14 protein-coding genes and 3 tRNA genes are annotated in these 14,846 nt (G+C 67.0%); 12 read left to right on the forward strand and 5 right to left on the reverse strand.

From position 1 onward, the window contains the following. Positions 1 to 109: 109 nt before the first annotated feature. Genes ACT3SZ_RS12010 through ACT3SZ_RS12020 form a run of 3 tightly spaced genes read left to right on the forward strand, consistent with a single transcriptional unit; the run spans position 110 to position 3,639 of the window. Positions 110 to 2,098 (forward strand): putative nucleotidyltransferase substrate binding domain-containing protein, encoded by a 1,989-nt coding sequence (locus ACT3SZ_RS12010; RefSeq protein ID WP_444618917.1) that lies wholly within the window; start codon positions 110 to 112, stop codon positions 2,096 to 2,098. Between the two features lie 2 nt (positions 2,099 to 2,100). Further along, positions 2,101 to 2,772, forward strand: coding sequence for an exonuclease domain-containing protein (locus tag ACT3SZ_RS12015; RefSeq protein ID WP_444618919.1), 672 nt, complete (start codon positions 2,101 to 2,103; stop codon positions 2,770 to 2,772). A gap of 60 nt (positions 2,773 to 2,832) precedes the next feature. After that, positions 2,833 to 3,639, forward strand: a complete 807-nt coding sequence (locus tag ACT3SZ_RS12020) for a fumarylacetoacetate hydrolase family protein (protein ID WP_444618921.1) — start codon at positions 2,833 to 2,835, stop codon at positions 3,637 to 3,639. 44 nt (positions 3,640 to 3,683) lie between these two features. On the opposite strand, the gene ACT3SZ_RS12025 is transcribed toward ACT3SZ_RS12020, so the two are convergent. Both ACT3SZ_RS12025 and ACT3SZ_RS12030 read right to left on the reverse strand, forming a co-directional pair. Then, positions 3,684 to 4,826, reverse strand: a complete 1,143-nt coding sequence (locus ACT3SZ_RS12025; RefSeq protein WP_444618923.1) for an isochorismate synthase — start codon at positions 4,824 to 4,826, stop codon at positions 3,684 to 3,686. 53 nt (positions 4,827 to 4,879) lie between these two features. Continuing rightward, positions 4,880 to 5,650, reverse strand: a complete 771-nt coding sequence (locus tag ACT3SZ_RS12030; RefSeq protein WP_444618925.1) for an SDR family oxidoreductase — start codon at positions 5,648 to 5,650, stop codon at positions 4,880 to 4,882. A gap of 82 nt (positions 5,651 to 5,732) precedes the next feature. On the opposite strand from ACT3SZ_RS12030, the gene ACT3SZ_RS12035 reads away from it, so the two are divergent. From ACT3SZ_RS12035 to ACT3SZ_RS12055, 5 genes are all read left to right on the forward strand, one after another. Further along, positions 5,733 to 6,494: a TIM barrel protein gene (locus tag ACT3SZ_RS12035; RefSeq protein WP_444618927.1), complete on the forward strand. Its 762-nt coding sequence runs from the start codon at positions 5,733 to 5,735 to the stop codon at positions 6,492 to 6,494. A gap of 11 nt (positions 6,495 to 6,505) precedes the next feature. Then, positions 6,506 to 8,005, forward strand: coding sequence for a glutamate--tRNA ligase (gene gltX / locus ACT3SZ_RS12040; protein ID WP_444618928.1), 1,500 nt, complete (start codon positions 6,506 to 6,508; stop codon positions 8,003 to 8,005). Between the two features lie 151 nt (positions 8,006 to 8,156). After that, positions 8,157 to 8,228, forward strand: a tRNA-Gln gene (locus tag ACT3SZ_RS12045). A gap of 36 nt (positions 8,229 to 8,264) precedes the next feature. Next, a tRNA-Glu gene (locus ACT3SZ_RS12050) sits at positions 8,265 to 8,337 on the forward strand. A 129-nt stretch (positions 8,338 to 8,466) separates the two neighbouring features. Next, positions 8,467 to 9,279, forward strand: a complete 813-nt coding sequence (locus ACT3SZ_RS12055; RefSeq protein ID WP_444619046.1) for a histidine phosphatase family protein — start codon at positions 8,467 to 8,469, stop codon at positions 9,277 to 9,279. Between the two features lie 27 nt (positions 9,280 to 9,306). On the opposite strand, the gene ACT3SZ_RS12060 is transcribed toward ACT3SZ_RS12055, so the two are convergent. Next, positions 9,307 to 10,326, reverse strand: a complete 1,020-nt coding sequence (locus tag ACT3SZ_RS12060) for a winged helix DNA-binding domain-containing protein (protein ID WP_444618929.1) — start codon at positions 10,324 to 10,326, stop codon at positions 9,307 to 9,309. A 117-nt stretch (positions 10,327 to 10,443) separates the two neighbouring features. Here ACT3SZ_RS12060 and ACT3SZ_RS12065 point away from each other — a divergent pair. The 3 genes from ACT3SZ_RS12065 (at position 10,444) to ACT3SZ_RS12075 (ending at position 12,116) form a co-directional block, all read left to right on the forward strand. After that, positions 10,444 to 10,516 (forward strand) — tRNA-Glu (locus tag ACT3SZ_RS12065). Between the two features lie 164 nt (positions 10,517 to 10,680). Continuing rightward, positions 10,681 to 11,469, forward strand: a complete 789-nt coding sequence (locus tag ACT3SZ_RS12070) for a hypothetical protein (protein WP_444618931.1) — start codon at positions 10,681 to 10,683, stop codon at positions 11,467 to 11,469. After that, entirely contained in the window at positions 11,466 to 12,116 is a 651-nt protein-coding gene (locus ACT3SZ_RS12075) for a hypothetical protein (protein ID WP_444618933.1), read from the forward strand. The genes ACT3SZ_RS12070 and ACT3SZ_RS12075 overlap by 4 nt, the downstream gene beginning before the upstream one ends. Before the next feature lie 116 nt (positions 12,117 to 12,232). Here ACT3SZ_RS12075 and ACT3SZ_RS12080 read toward each other — a convergent pair whose 3' ends face one another. After that, complete coding sequence (locus ACT3SZ_RS12080) at positions 12,233 to 12,367, reverse strand: hypothetical protein (RefSeq protein WP_444618934.1); 135 nt, start codon at positions 12,365 to 12,367, stop codon at positions 12,233 to 12,235. 121 nt (positions 12,368 to 12,488) lie between these two features. Next, the gene (locus ACT3SZ_RS12085; protein ID WP_444618936.1) at positions 12,489 to 13,235 is read right to left on the reverse strand and encodes an IclR family transcriptional regulator; all 747 of its coding nucleotides are present in this window, start codon (positions 13,233 to 13,235) and stop codon (positions 12,489 to 12,491) included. A 113-nt stretch (positions 13,236 to 13,348) separates the two neighbouring features. Here ACT3SZ_RS12085 and leuC point away from each other — a divergent pair, with 113 nt between their 5' ends. Beyond that, complete coding sequence (leuC, locus tag ACT3SZ_RS12090) at positions 13,349 to 14,842, forward strand: 3-isopropylmalate dehydratase large subunit (RefSeq protein ID WP_444618938.1); 1,494 nt, start codon at positions 13,349 to 13,351, stop codon at positions 14,840 to 14,842. Positions 14,843 to 14,846: the final 4 nt, after the last annotated feature.

The raw sequence follows: 14,846 nt of genomic DNA on the forward strand, positions 1-14,846 counted from the left end.
GTGAAATACAGCACTATGCCACGAATTGATGTGAAACTCGTTTCATATACCCCCACTTCGGGGTTGAGGGTGCCCGGCGTACAGCGGCTACCCCATACACTTGCCGACCATGAGCGTGGAACTTGACGAGGTCCGGCGGTTCCTCAGCGGCCACGAGCCGTTCAGTCACCTCCCGGACGATGAACTCGACGACCTGCCGGCGAAGATGGAGATCATCTACGTGCGGCGCGGGGAGACGGTAATCACCGCCGGGCAGCCCAACGACGCCCTCTACGTGATCCGCTCCGGTGCCGTCGACGTCCTCGACGCCCAGGACGTGCTGCTCGACCGCCGTGGCGCCGGACGCTTCTTCGGACATTCCACCATCGTCACCAAGGGCGGTTTCGGGGCGGACCCGGGCCCCTCGCGCTACACGATGATCGCCGTCGAGGACAGCCTGCTGCTCACCATGGACCGCGAGGAAGTCCGCGGCCTGATCGAGCGCAACCCCGAGGTCGCCCGCTACTTCGCCGGGGTGTCCGAACGCATCCGTGCCGCCGCCGAGCGGCTCAGCGTGCGCTCCGGGTCGGACGCACTGCGCACGCGCGTGGCAGAACTGGTGGATCGTGACCTGGTGTCCGTGGGCTGCGAGGCCAGCGTGCGCGAAGCCGCACAGCTGATGAGCGAGAACAGCATCTCCTGCCTGCCGGTGCTGGCTGACACTGCTGACACTGCTGATACGGCCGACACTGATGACAATGCTGACACTGCGTACACAGCCGACACTGCCGGCCCGGAGCTTCCGGACGTCTCCGGCAATGAGCTCGTCGGCATCATCACCGACCGCGACCTGCGTACCCGTGTGCTCGCCGAGGGGTTGGACCCCGACACCGCGGTGTCCGGAATCATGACGCAGAACCCGTTCTCCACCTCATCCGACACCACAGCCTTCGAGGCCATGCTGATGATGAGCGAGCAGGGCGTGCACCACCTGCCCGTCGTCGGCGGGCTCGACGGCGGCGGCGACGGAGTCATCGGGGTGATCTCAGCCTCCGACATCATGCGTGCACTGCGTAATGACCCGATCTACCTCACCGCAGACCTGGCCAAGGCCACCGATACCGAGCAGATGCGCAGCATCATCAACGACACCGCCGAGATGACCAGTGGGTTCATCACCCGCGGTGCCTCGGCCGAGGAGGCCAGCGAGATCCTCACCGTGGCACTGGACTCCCTGGCCCGTCGCCTGCTGGTGCTCGCCGAGGAGGAGCTCGGGCCGCCCCCGGTGCCTTATGCCTTCATCGTCATCGGCTCTCAGGCGCGCCGGGCGGTGGGCTTCTCCTCCGATCAGGACAACGGCCTGGTGCTGCACAACTCCTACGACGAGGAACTCCACGGCGAATACTTCGCCGAGTTGGGCCGGTTGGTGTGCACCGGGTTGGACGAGGCCGGCCAGCGGCTGTGCCCCGGCGACATGATGGCGATGAATCCGAAGTGGCGCATGACCGTGGACCAGTGGAAGGACTCCTTCCACACCTGGGTCACCGCCCCGAATCCGGATGCGCTGCTGCACGCCCAGACCTTCTTCGATATGCGCCCGGTTTACGGCGCGCGCGAACTCGCCGACCGGGTGCACCGCTACTCGGTGGCATTGGCGCGCAGTTCCTCGCGTTTCCACGCCCGGCTTGCCGCCCTGGTCGCGCGCAAGGAGACCCCCTTGGGCATCTTCCGCGGCCTGGTCGTCCAGCGGGGCGGCGACTACCGCAACACGCTGGACGTTAAGGCCGGCGGAACCGCGCCGATCGTGCAGATCGCCCGCTTGTACGCCCTGATGGGCGGGGTGAAGGCGGTGGGTACCCATCAACGCCTGGCGCAGGCGGCGTCCACCGGGGCGTTGACGCACAAGGCCGCCCGCGACCTCACGGAGGCGTTCAACTTCCTCAAGGCGCTCTCGCTGCGTCACCAGGCCGGCCAGCTGCGCAGCGGTGAGGTCGCCGACTACCGTATTGATCCGGACAACCTGGGCAAGCTCGACCGCGAGAACCTGCGCGACGCCTTCGGCATCATCAAGAGCATCCAGACCTCCCTGGCCGTGAAGTACCCGGTGAGGAGTACGTGAGCATGCTTCGTAGGACGTGGAACAAGCGTCGGGCGACCGGGGCGTTGGCGGACTTCTATGCCGAGCGTCCTCCCGCCGGCTCGACGCGCCTGGAGGACCTGCCGGTGCTCGCCGTCGACGTCGAGGCCACCGGGCTGGACCTGTCGACCGACAGGCTGTTGTCGATCGGCTGGGTGCCGATGGAAGGACGTCGCATCGTGCTGTCCGGGGCGCGCGAGGTGGTGATCGCCGGACCGCAGGACGACGACGAGGGCGTGGGCCAGTCCGCCACCGTGCACGGGCTCACCGACGACGTCGTCGATGCCGGCATGCCCTTGGCCGATGCGTTGAGCGAGCTCCTGGAGGCCCTGCAGGGCCGGGCGATGCTCGCCCATTTCGCGATGATCGAGCAGGACTTCCTCTCCGCGGCGTGCCGGACGGCCTTCGGTGCCGGGCTCACGGTGCCGACCCTGGATACCTACGGCCTGGAGCAGCGTCGTATGCAGCGTAAATCCGTGCACCCCCGGGGGGAGGACCTGCGCCTGCCGCGCATCCGCGAACGCTACGGCCTGCCGACCTACCCGCCGCACCGTGCGGTGACCGACGCGTTGTCGTGTGCGGAGCTGTTTTTGGCGATGACCTCGCCGTCTAATGGCCGCTCGCCCTACTCGACTCTGCGCTCCGCACAGGTCTAGGCGCGGGCAAGTCGGGGCCGCCCACAGCTAGCTCAGTTTCCCACTGTAAGCTAACCGACCATGAGAATTTCGCGAATCGCACATCCGGAAGGCATGGCCTTCGTGGCATTGGAGGGCGGGGAGGCCGACGGAACCGGCGCAACCTGCCGTGAGATCGCCGGCCACCCCTTCGGGGAGCCCGAGTTCACCGGACGCAGCTGGGCCTTCGAGGACGTCCGCCTGCTCGCTCCGATCCTGCCGTCGAAGGTCGTGGCCGTGGGCCGCAACTACGCCGATCACGTCAAGGAGGTGTTCAACAAGTCCGCCGAGCACCTGCCGCCGACACTGTTCCTGAAGCCGCCGACAGCCGTGGTCGGCACCGGCGCGCCGATCCGCAAGCCGGAGTGGGCCACCCGCGTGGAGTTCGAGGGCGAGCTCGCCATCGTCATCGGCAAGCCCTGCAAGGACGTCAAGCGCGACGACTGGAAGAGCGTTGTCCTCGGCTTCACCATCGTCAACGACGTCTCCTCGCGTGACCTGCAGTTCGCCGACGGTCAGTGGTCGCGTGCCAAGGGCCTGGACAGCTTCTGCCCGCTGGGCCCGTGGATCGAAACCGACCCGGACTTCGCCGACCTGACCGACCTGCCGATCAAGGCGCACCTCACCCACGACGGCGCGACCGAGACCAAGCAGGATTCCAACTCCGACCAGATGATCAAGTCCATCCCGGAGATCGTGGAGTGGGTCTCCCAGGCCTTCACCCTGCTGCCCGGCGACGTGATCTGCACCGGCTCCCCGGCCGGTACCGCCGAGATGGTCCCCGGCGACCGTATCGATATCGAGATCCCCGGCCTGGGGCACCTGGTCAACCCCATCGAGGCCTACTAGAGCCTCAACCCAGAGGCTCTGCTTGGAGCCTCTTACAGGGGGATTTAGACCGCCCGCATTGCGGCGGGCACGTTGAGTGCCCGTAGCGCGGTCTGCAGCTTCGCCGTCGTCTCGGCGGCCTCAGCCGCGGGGGAGGACGTCGCGATGATCCCGCCGCCGGCCCATGCCCGCGCGGTGGCACCGGCGAGTTCGGCGCAGCGGATGCTGACCATGTACTCGCCGTCGCCGTCCTCATTGCACCAGCCCACGAAGCCGGCGTAAAAGCAGCGTGGTTCCTCGACCTCGTTGATGATCCCGATCGCGTCGTCGGTGGGGGTCCCTCCGACTGCGGGGGTGGGGTGCAGCATCAGTGCCAAGTCCAGCGCGGAGAAGTGCAGGTCCGGCAGCGTGCCGCGCACCGGGGTGGCCAGGTGCCACATCTCATTGGTCTTGATCAGCTCGGGGGTCCGGGGGATGGACAGTTCCGAGCACACCCCGCCAAGCACCTGTCGGTAGTGATCCACGACCAGCTGGTGTTCGGTGAGGTCCTTGGTGGAGTCGCGCAGTGTGCGTCCCACGGCCTCGTCGGCCTCGCGGTCAGACAGCCGGGCAGCAGAGCCGGCCAGCGGACGGGCCTCCACGGTCGTGCCGCGTCGGCGGATGAGGACCTCGGGGGAGGAGCCGACGAGCATCGTGCCGCGGTCGTCGGAGCGTCCTGTCGCCGAGAGGTCCACGGCGAAGCCGTCGCGCTGGGCGGACAGGTCGATCAGCCGTGCGGCGACGAGCAGGGGGTCGACCTCCTCAGCGAACTCGATGTCCACCGCGCGGGCGAGAACGACCTTGCGCAGGGTGGTGGTGCGCATCGTCTCGACGGCGGCGGCCACCGTGGACTGGTGTTCCTCGGAACTGCTCGTGGGGTGGACGTTGAGTACTTCGAGCTGGTCGCCGAGATCGCGGCCACGGTAGTAGGCCGGCGGCTCCAAAGGCCCCTCGGTCTCGACGACGCTGCCGGGCACGGTCAGTGCGGCCCGGTTGGCGGTATCGAAGGGGACGGCGCCGACGACGAGCCGCGCACTGCCGTCGCGCAGGGCCGTGGCGGCCTCGAACGGGTCGGGAAAGGACGCGCGTGTCCCCTGGGTGCGGATGCTGCCCGACGCGCGGGAGAGCAGGAAGTCCGGCGCAGTTGACGGGCGATCGTTGTTGATCACACCGTCACCGTACTCAGGGGTGGGAAACAAACTGAAATTATCGCGGGTCGTCCCTATCCTCTCCCGAGGTACGGCATGCCTGCCGCGGTGACGGTGACCCGGTCCACGGACACTCCGGTCGGCATATCGGCCACGCTGACCAGCAGTCGGGCGGCTTCGGCGGCGTCGAAGGTGGGCTCCGGGGCAGGTTCGGCCGCCGTGAAGGTGCCCAGCAGCTCGGTGGCGGCATTGCCGATGTCGAGTTCGGTGGCGGTGATGCCCAGGCCCCGTCCGTCCAGCGCGGTGGAGACCGTGAGGGACGCTACGGCGGCCTTGGATGCGGCGTAGGCGGCCGCGCCGGCGCGCGGGGCGTGCGCGGCGATGGAGCCGTTGTTGATGATGCGTCCTCCGCCGTGGGCGGCCATCCAGGCGAAGGCAGCGCGGGTGCACAGGAAGGTGCCGGTGAGGTTGGTTGCGATGGTGGCCTCGAAGGCGGTGGCATCGACGGTGTCGATCCGCCCGGTGGCTCCGGGCACGCCGGCGTTGTTGACCAGCAAGTCGAGGCGTCCCAGGGTGGTGGTGACCTTGGCGAATGCGGCGGACACGGAGGTTTCGTCGGTGATGTCGCAGACGACGGCGAGGTGGTCGGCGGGGCCTGCCGTGACGCCTGCCGCGCGGCAGGCCTCGACGGTGGCCTCCAGCGTGCCGACGCTGCGTCCTAACGCCGCGACGCTCCATCCGTCCTGCGCCAGGGCGGTGGCGAAGGCGCGGCCCAGCCCGCCGCCGGCGCCGGTGACGAGAGCGACTCTGGGCGCGTCCCTGGGGGAGTGTGGGGAATCAACCATGGGCCTCATTATGGCCGATGTGCGTCTGGCGGGTCGCGTAGATTGGGGGAACCCGATCTAAGGGGCGAGAGCCATGAGAGACATGACAGGCACGACCGGAACGACGGCAGTGAACTGCTCGATCGGCAGGCCCGCCGGAGAGCCCGACCTCGACAGGGCAGGCGCCCTGGGGGTCGACAGGATCGAACTGTGGTGGCCGTGGGCCACCCCGGAGCCGGAAGACACGGAGGTCGACGACCTCGTCGCGGAACTCTCACGCCGCGAGCTCACGCTCGTCGCCGTGAACTTCTGGGCGGGCGACGTCGCCGCCGGCGAGCGGGGCGTCCTGCACGAGGAACCGCTGAGTAGGCGCCACGTCGACGCGATGTCCCGGCTGGCCGACGCCACCGGTGCAGACCGCTTCAACCTGCTGCTCGGCCGGGGAGGACGCCGGCTCAGCCCCATACAGCTCGACAACACCGCGGCCCTGGCCAACCTGGTGCAGGGCCGAGGACACGGCACCGTGTTGATCGAGCCTAGCTCCGGGTTCGACGACTACCCCGTGCAGACCATCGTCGACGCCCGCGCGGTGACCAGCAGCTTCCCCGGCACCGGGTTGTTGGCCGACTTGTGGCACCTCAGCCGGACCGATGACGTTGCGGCGTGGTTGGACGATCTGGACGGCGCAGAAGGGTCTGGGGCCGGGGAGTCTGGGGACCCGTTCACCTTCCCCGACCACGTCCAGATCGCCGACGATCCCGGACGCGGCGCACCGGGCAGCGGGAACCTCCCGCTGGACGATTGGGTGGGTGCGCTGCGGGCCGCCGGGTACTCCGGGGACGTGGCGGGGGAGTGGATGTGGTGAAATAGTGCACCATGAGTGATGTTCGCGTTCGTTTCTGCCCCTCGCCGACCGGGACCCCGCACGTCGGCATGGTCCGCACCGCACTGTTCAACTGGGCCTACGCCCGGCACACCGGCGGAAAGCTGGTGTTCCGCATCGAGGACACCGACGCCGCCCGGGACTCCGAGGAGTCCTACGAGGCCATCGTCGAGTCCCTGACCTGGCTCGGAATGGACTGGGACGAGGGGGTCGGCGAGCCCGGCGGCCCGCACGGCCCGTACCGCCAGTCGCAGCGCATGGAGATCTACGTCGAGGTGCTGGAGAAGCTCAAGGCGTCCGGCGACGTGTACCCGGCGTTCTCCACCGCTGAGGAGGTCGAGGAGCGTCACCGCGCCGCCGGCCGTGACCCCAAACTGGGCTACGACAACTTCGACCGGGACCTGACCTCCGAGCAGGTCGCCGCCTTCGAGGCCGAGGGTCGCTCGCCGGTGTGGCGTCTGCGCATGCCGGAGAAGACCTGGACGTGGAACGACCTGGTCCGCGGCGAGATGAACGTCGACGGGTCCACCGTGCCGGACTTTGTGGTCGCCCGCTCCAACGGTCAGCCGCTGTACACGCTGGTCAACCCGGTGGACGATGCGCTGATGAAGATCACCCACGTGCTGCGCGGCGAGGATCTGCTGCCGTCCACGCCCCGCCAGCTGGCCCTGTACGAGGCGCTGGTGCGCATCGGTGTGGCCGATGCGACCCCGACCTTCGGGCACCTGCCGTTCGTGATGGGCGAGGGCAACAAGAAGCTCTCCAAGCGTGACCCGGAGTCCAACCTCTTCAATCACCGCGACAACGGCATCATCCCCGAGGGCATGCTGAACTACCTGTCGCTGCTGGGCTGGTCCCTGTCCGCCGATCAGGACGTGTTCGGCATCGACGAGCTGGTGGCGAACTTCGACGTCGCCGACGTGAAGCCGAACCCGGCCCGTTTCGACCAGAAGAAGCTCGAGGCGCTCAACGCCGACCACATCCGCCTGCTGGATCTGGCCGACTTCACCACCCGCCTGCGCAGCTACCTGGAGGAGTACAAGGGCTTCCCGACCGACTACCCGGCCGAGAAGTTCGCCTTCGCCGCGGAACTGGTGCAGACCCGCATCAAGACCCTCGGCGACGCCGACGGTCTGCTGCGTTTCCTGATCACCGCCGACGCGGACCTGGAGCTGGACGAGAAGGCGGCGAAGAAGAACCTCAAGGAGGACGCCGTGGAGGTCCTGGACGCTGCGATCGAGGAGATCGAGGCGCTGGAGTCTCTCGGCGAGGCAGGGTTCGTCACGGAGAAGATCGAGGCAGCCCTGTCGGCGCGTCTGATCGACTCGATGGAGCTCAAGCCGCGCAAGGCCTACGGGGCCCTGCGTGTGGCTGTCTCGGGCGCGGCGGTGTCCCCGCCGCTGTTCGAGTCGATGGAGCTGCTGGGGCGCGGGTCCACGCTGGCCCGTCTGCGTGCCGCACGGGCGGTTACGCCGTACGTCGCCGCGGAATAGCAGGACTGCAGCCGGCGTGAGTCGGTTGCAACGGGCGCAGGACGCCACGATCGGCGTCCTGACCTGGCAGTTTGCGAGTGTGCGAGCGCTCTGGTTATAGTATCCACCGTTGCAAGGCAGCGCGGCGAACACCGCGGAGCACAGCAACGATTGGCCTATGGTGTAATTGGCAACACAGCGGTTTCTGGTACCGTCGTTCTAGGTTCGAGTCCTGGTAGGCCAGCGGAAACGCTGAACACGATGTGCAGTTTGTTTTCTTGCCCCGTTCGTCTAGCGGCCTAGGACGCTGGCCTCTCACGCCGGTAACACGGGTTCAAATCCCGTACGGGGTACAAGGTATGTGAAACGGTAAAGCCCGGTCTTCGGACCGGGCTTTCCGCATGTCCGGGGTTGGGGTATCCCCAGAGCAGAAGGGGGTGCAACTGTTCCTAGGCGAAAGGTCTAGGGTGGGTGGGGTGACCATGCCGAAGAACCTGATCCTCGTCCGCCACGGCCAGAGCGAGGCCAACGTGATCCAACGTGCGGACAAGGCCGGCGACCAGGCACTCTTCAGTGAGGAGACCATGCTGGTCGCCGACCGCTCATGGCGTCTGACCGACGCCGGAGTGGCCCAGGCCCATGCCGCGGGGCAGTGGATCACCGACAACGTCGACGCGCTGGACCGCTGCATCACCTCCCCGTACGTGCGTACCCGCGAGACCGCGGCGAATCTCGGTCTCGAGGGTGCGCTGTGGGAGGAGAACCGGGTGGTGCGTGAACGCTCCTGGGGTGAGATTTCCCCGTTGCCGCGCAAGGTCTTCGAGGAGCAGTACGCCCACAACGCCCTGCTGCGGCGCAAGGACCCGCTGTACTGGGCCCCGCCGGCAGGCGAGTCGATCGCCAACGTGGCGGAGAACCGCGTGCGCAATATGCTCAGCACCCTGCACCGTGAGAGCAGCGAGGACAACGTGCTCGTGGTGACCCACGGCGACTTCATGTGGTCCACCCGCCTGGTCCTGGAGCGCTGGAGCGACGAGGAGTTCCTGCGCTACGACAAGGACAAGGAGATGACCATCTTCAACTGCACGGTCCTGCACTACACCCGCATCGACCCGGACACCGGGGAGGTCGCCCCGTGGATGCGCTGGGTGCGCGCCGCGCACCCGTTCTGCGACCGGACGACCGGGGTGTGGCGCATGGTGGAGCAGCCGTGGCAGCGCTTCGACCGCGACTACCTCAGCAACGAGGACCTGGCCGCCGTCGCCGAGGAGCAGTCGCGCCTGCTCTCTGAGTAGGCGGCTGTCCTTGGCTGTCCTTCGCTGTCACATTCGGCCGGTGACGGCCCCGTCCTCCACACGGCAGGGGTGGAACAGTCCGTTCTTCGTGGGGCCCACCTCGGCGGCGACTGCGTCCGAGATCACGTCCGAGCGCTCTGCGTAGCCGAGCAGGTACTCATCGAACGCGGGCAACTCCAGCGGTACGGCTAGTGCTTGGGTGATCTCCGCGGCGGTGACGTCGGCTTGCCAGTCGGCCAGCAGGATGCTGCGTCCGTCCTGCGTGGAGCCCTCCATGACCGTGCCGGTGGCGAGTGCGAGCGCAGTGGCGGCGCGGGCGTCGCGCACGGTCAGTCCCGACCACCACGCCAGGTCCTTGACACCGGCCGGGCCGCGCGAGCGGTAGTAGCGGCAGGCGAGTTCGCGCAGTGCGTCCTCCCCGTCGAGGTTCAGCGGGTCGGTGACGAGGCTGTTGTGCAGCACGAAGGTGTCCTCGGGGCGTCCTGCGGCCGAGGAACGCGGCCCCTGGACGATGTCGCCCTCCCCGCCGAAGTGGCGCAGCATATGCGGCCCGCGTCCGCCGTCGGGGTCGATGCCGGCGCGGGCGAATACCTGGTAGGCCTCGCTGCGGGGCAGGGGAGTACCGGACGCTGCCAGCGCGTCCAGCAGAGCAGTGCGGCATGCGTCGACGTCCGCGTCGGACAGGCCCAGTTGGCCACGTCGCTTCGCCGAGGCCTTCTGCACCCGCGGGGTGCACAGGCGTGTGAGCCAGCGGACGTCCTCGGCGGCGAGCAGGTGGTGGGTGCCGCGCTGCGACCAGCTGCGCACCACGTGGGCGGCGCTGAGATCCTCCTCGGTGAGAGTCGGGGCACCGGCACGCAGTCCCAGCGCGCGGACGCCTGCGGGGAGGTTCTGCGCCTGGCTGGCGAGCATGTGCGCGGCGACGGCGTGTACCGGCGCGTCCTGTCCGCGCGGGGAGTCCGGCAGTGGGGGACGTGCCGCGGCGGGGGCGAGCAGCTGGGCGGTGAGGCGCAGGGCCCGCAGCTGCGAGGTGGTGAGCGGGTTCATGTCACCATCATTGCACGTCATTGGGGTGATTAGGTGTCGATGTGGATCGTCATATATAGTTCTCCCCGTTGCACAGCGCGGCCACGGTGCCCTGCTGAACAACATATGTTAGTTCCTGCCCCGTTCGTCTAGCGGCCTAGGACGCTGGCCTCTCACGCCGGTAACACGGGTTCAAATCCCGTACGGGGTACAAGGTAGTAGGCGAAAAGCCCGGTCTTCGTGACCGGGCTTTTCGCATGTCCGGGGTCGGTGAATAAGGTTTGAGGGTCAGGGTAAGCCCTGGATCAGTTCTCTTGCTCTCGTATCGGTAGCATCGGATAAGTGATATTTAGGGAGCTGCTGTACGATCCTCCCATGTCTAAAAGTCCGGCGGTAGATTCGTCGACCAAGTTCGAGCAAGCGCTTCGCGGCTCCGTTCAGATGCCTGGGGTGCGGATCGACCGGGCGAGTTTCCTCCGCCGGGAACTGCGCCACTTCTGTACTGATGACCAGCTCGACCGCGCCGTCGCCACGAGTCCGGCAGAAGCTGGTGTGCCACTCGACGTAGTGAATAAGATCGCCACAAGCATCATCAGATATGAGACTGGGAAAGTGACAACGCTTTCTACTGTCGCGGGCATTCCCGGAGGTCTGGCGGCATTCGGAACGGTTCCCGCTGACCTCGCTCAGTACTATGGTCATGTCCTGCGTGTGGTTCAGAAGCTGGCGTACATCTATAGCTGGCCGGAGTTGTTCGACGAGGACGGTGAGGGGCTGGACTCAGCCACCGAGGGCATGCTCATCCTGTTTGTGGGTGTCATGTTCGGCGTGAATGCGGCTCAGGTCGGTGTGGCGAAAGTGGCGGCCATGGTCGCGCAACAGGTCGCCAAGACGTTGCCTCGGAAGGCCTTGACAAGAGGCATCATCTATCCGGTCGTCAAGAAGGTTGCCGGTGTCCTCGGAGTTCGGATGACGACTCAAATCTTTGCCAAGGGATCAGCAAAGATCATCCCTCTGGTCGGCGCCGTAATCTCAGGTGGTCTGACGTTTTCTACGTTCTTGCCGATGGCCAAGCGTCTGCAGAAGCACCTCGCGGGGCTCTCCCTGGCGAATCCGAACTATGTCGTGACTAGTTCCGATGGAACCGAAATGAGGCCTGCATGAGCGCGAATAGTGCCCAGCTCGACGCCGTCGTCGACGCCGTCGGCCGGGTCCCGGAGGCCAACTTCACCGCCTACCGTGGCGGTTACCCTAAGGAGATCTCGACGTCTCTGCTCGACGCCGTCTTCTCGATGCGCGCGCGATACAACTCGACGACGCCGGGCCGTGGTGTTTGGGGTCGAGTGCAGAACTTCCGCGCTGAGTACCCGGATGTCATCAATGATCTCGCGGCATTGATCTCCATTGGATCCGGTCAGATAGAGGCGATCATGGGCTCTACCGTCACACACGGTCGCCCGAAGGCAGTGGCGGCTATCGAGGCTGCTGAGGCCTTCAGAACGGCGGGTGTGAACACCGCCGATGATTTCCGCGAGTTGGATCCCAAGACGGCGAAGCGCTTGTACACCGGAGTGCGTGGACTCGGTCCAGAGACGTTTGAATATTTCGCCATGCTCCTTGGAGTTCCAGGAGTGAAGGTGGATGTCATGATTATGAGATTCGTCGCCAGAGCGCTTGCTGCTGCGGATCTTAGTGACGTAAGTCCGCATGCGGCCCGGGAACTGGTCGAAGAGGCTCACGCAGTGACCGGACTGGGGGAGACTCTCACCCACTTCGATCACGCGCTCTGGCTTTCGGAGAGTCAGCGATAGAACGTTGCCAGTGGGTCGTCCGCTGCCATCAAGTCCGATGTCGCAGGACATCGGTAACACTTGTGTCAGGATATCTGATCTGCGAAAACCACCAATAGCGTGGGGTTCTGGGATCGTCAGGAGAGGTACTTGATGACCTTCACCACCGCCCAGACGATGACCGCGATGACCGCAACGGTCAGGACGATGATGGCGAGTTCGTTTATGCCGAGGATGATGGATCTCCATTCGTTGGTGCCGGTGTGAGGCACGGCGGTATTACCCGTGTCAGCGTAAGGCACCTCTGCGGGTTGCGCAGGGCGTATGGGAGACACAGGCAGTGGAGCCACCTCGGAACAACCCCCGGAACATCCCCCAGACCATCGCCCCCAATCAGCGCAGGTAGTGCTCCAACTCAGCGGCGCTGTGCTGCAGGGCCTCGCGGTGGCGTGCTGCGGGCGAGGGGCCCATGCGCTCGGCCGGTCCGGAGATCGACAGCGCGGCGATGACGCCCGAGGCGTCCCGCACCGGCACCGAGACGCTGGCCAGGGCGGCATCGCGCTCACCGACGGACTCGGCGATCTGGCCGGCGCGGACCAGTTCCAAGTCGTTGGCGGTGTAGTGGGCGGAGGTCAGGACGTCGTCCTGGAAGACCTTGGGGGAGTAGGCGACGAGCACCTTCGCCGCGGAACCTGCGGTGAGGGTGAGTCGATTGCCCACTGGTACCGTGTCCCGCAGACCCTGACGCGGCTCCGCCGTGGCGATGCACACGCGCTCGTGGCCGGAGAGCTTGTAGATCTGCACGGCCTCGCCGGTGCGCTCCACCAGGTCCGGCAGCACGTGCTCGGCCGCCTCGTCCAGACGGGTCGAGGACTTCGGCGCCAGCTCGGCCAGCGCGGGTCCGGCGGTCCACTGGCCGTCCTCCAGCCGCGTGACCATGCGGTGCTTCTCCAACGCGACGGCGATGCGGTGCGCCGTGGCGCGGGGCAGGCCCGTGGTCTCGCACAATTCGGAGAGACTGTGCGGTCGACGTGCGACGATGCCCAGGATGAGCAGGGCACGGTCGAGGACCTGGATACCGCTGGTGGTCGTGGGCGCCGTGGCTGGAGAGGGCGTCTCAGTGTAGGTGGGTTTTCCCATGATCTGATACTATACATTCCAACCAGTGGAACTTCCAGGTTGCCCCGCAGTGACGGGCGGGCGACGACCGGAACCCCCGGACGACTGCAGCGAGCAAGCACGAGGAGAGAACTGTGAATGCTGTGACCCGGCAGACGCACCCAGACGACACCACCGCACAGGCCCCGCGCACCCTCGCACAGAAGGTGTGGGACGCCCACGTCGTGACCAGGGGAGAGAACGGCGGACGCGATCTGCTGTTCATCGACCTGCACCTCATTCACGAGGTCACCAGTCCCCAGGCCTTCGACGGACTGCGGCAGAACAACCGTCCGCTGCGTCGTCCCGACCTCACCCTGGGCACCGAGGACCACAACGTGCCCACCCTGGGCGTGCACTCCGGCAACCTGCTCGAGATCGAGGACAAGGTCTCGCGCCTGCAGGTCGAGACGCTGCGCAAGAACTGCGAGGAATACGGCGTCGTCCTGCACTCCATGGGCGACGGGGAACAGGGCATCGTGCACACGGTCGGCCCGCAGCTCGGTGCCAGCCAGCCGGGCATGACCATCGTCTGCGGCGACTCGCACACCTCCACCCACGGCGCCTTCGGCTCCATCGGCATGGGCATCGGCACCAGCGAGGTTGAGCACGTGCTCGCCACACAGACCCTCCCGCTGACACCGTTCAAGACCATGGCCATCGAGGTCTCCGGGGAGCTGCGCCCCGGGGTCACCGCCAAGGACCTGATCCTGGCGATCATCGCGAAGATCGGCACGGGTGGCGCCCAGGGCCACATCATCGAGTACCGCGGCGAGGCCATCCGGAAGCTGTCCATGGAAGGGCGGCTCACGATGTGCAACATGAGCATCGAGGCTGGTGCCCGCGCCGGCATGATCGCCCCCGACGACACCACCTTCGACTACCTCAAGGGACGCCGCTACGCGCCGACCGGCCAGGACTGGGACGACGCCGTCGCCTACTGGCGCTCGCTGCCCACCGACGACGGGGCGTCCTACGACACCGTCGTCGAGATCGACGGCGCCGCGCTGACCCCCTTCGTCACCTGGGGTACCAACCCCGGCCAGGGCCTGCCGCTGGACGCCGCGGTGCCGTACCTGGAGGACATCACCGACGAGACCGAGCGCATCGCCGCCGAGTCCGCGATCGAGTACATGGGCCTGGAGCAGGGCACCCCGCTGCGCGAGATCGGCATCGACACCGTCTTCCTCGGCTCCTGCACCAACAGCCGCATCGAGGACCTGCGCGCCGCCGCCGACGTGCTGCGCGGACGCCGCGTGGATCCGTCGGTGCAGATGATGGTCGTGCCGTCCTCCACCGCGGTGAAGACCCAGGCCGAGCAGGAGGGCCTGGACAAGGTCTTCCTCGACGCCGGGGCGGAGTGGCGCACCGCCGGCTGCTCGATGTGCCTGGGCATGAACCCCGATCAGCTCGCCCCCGGCGAACGCTCCGCGTCCACCTCCAACCGCAATTTCGAAGGACGCCAGGGCAAGGGAGGACGCACCCACCTGGTCTCCCCGCCCGTCGCCGCGGCGACGGCCGTGCTCGGCCACCTCGCCAGCCCCACCGACCTGCCTGAAGCGTCCGAGAACCTCGAGAAGGGAGCATAAGCGA

Origin of the sequence: Corynebacterium sp. AOP40-9SA-29 (assembly GCF_052377405.1) — a bacterium.
Taxonomy (GTDB): domain Bacteria; phylum Actinomycetota; class Actinomycetes; order Mycobacteriales; family Mycobacteriaceae; genus Corynebacterium.

Excerpts from the sequence above, each read along its gene's own strand:
- ACT3SZ_RS12010 (WP_444618917.1), top strand. The coding sequence starts at position 110 with ATGAGCGTGGAACTTGACGAGGTCCGGCGGTTCCTCAGCGGCCACGAG.
- ACT3SZ_RS12075 (WP_444618933.1), top strand. The coding sequence starts at position 11,466 with ATGAGCGCGAATAGTGCCCAGCTCGACGCCGTCGTCGACGCCGTCGGC.
- ACT3SZ_RS12070 (WP_444618931.1), top strand. The coding sequence starts at position 10,681 with ATGTCTAAAAGTCCGGCGGTAGATTCGTCGACCAAGTTCGAGCAAGCG.
- ACT3SZ_RS12060 (WP_444618929.1), bottom strand. The coding sequence starts at position 10,326 with ATGAACCCGCTCACCACCTCGCAGCTGCGGGCCCTGCGCCTCACCGCC.
- ACT3SZ_RS12030 (WP_444618925.1), bottom strand. The coding sequence starts at position 5,650 with ATGGTTGATTCCCCACACTCCCCCAGGGACGCGCCCAGAGTCGCTCTC.
- gltX (WP_444618928.1), top strand. The coding sequence starts at position 6,506 with ATGAGTGATGTTCGCGTTCGTTTCTGCCCCTCGCCGACCGGGACCCCG.
- ACT3SZ_RS12015 (WP_444618919.1), top strand. The coding sequence starts at position 2,101 with ATGCTTCGTAGGACGTGGAACAAGCGTCGGGCGACCGGGGCGTTGGCG.
- ACT3SZ_RS12035 (WP_444618927.1), top strand. The coding sequence starts at position 5,733 with ATGACAGGCACGACCGGAACGACGGCAGTGAACTGCTCGATCGGCAGG.
- ACT3SZ_RS12085 (WP_444618936.1), bottom strand. The coding sequence starts at position 13,235 with ATGGGAAAACCCACCTACACTGAGACGCCCTCTCCAGCCACGGCGCCC.
- ACT3SZ_RS12020 (WP_444618921.1), top strand. The coding sequence starts at position 2,833 with ATGAGAATTTCGCGAATCGCACATCCGGAAGGCATGGCCTTCGTGGCA.
- ACT3SZ_RS12055 (WP_444619046.1), top strand. The coding sequence starts at position 8,467 with ATGCCGAAGAACCTGATCCTCGTCCGCCACGGCCAGAGCGAGGCCAAC.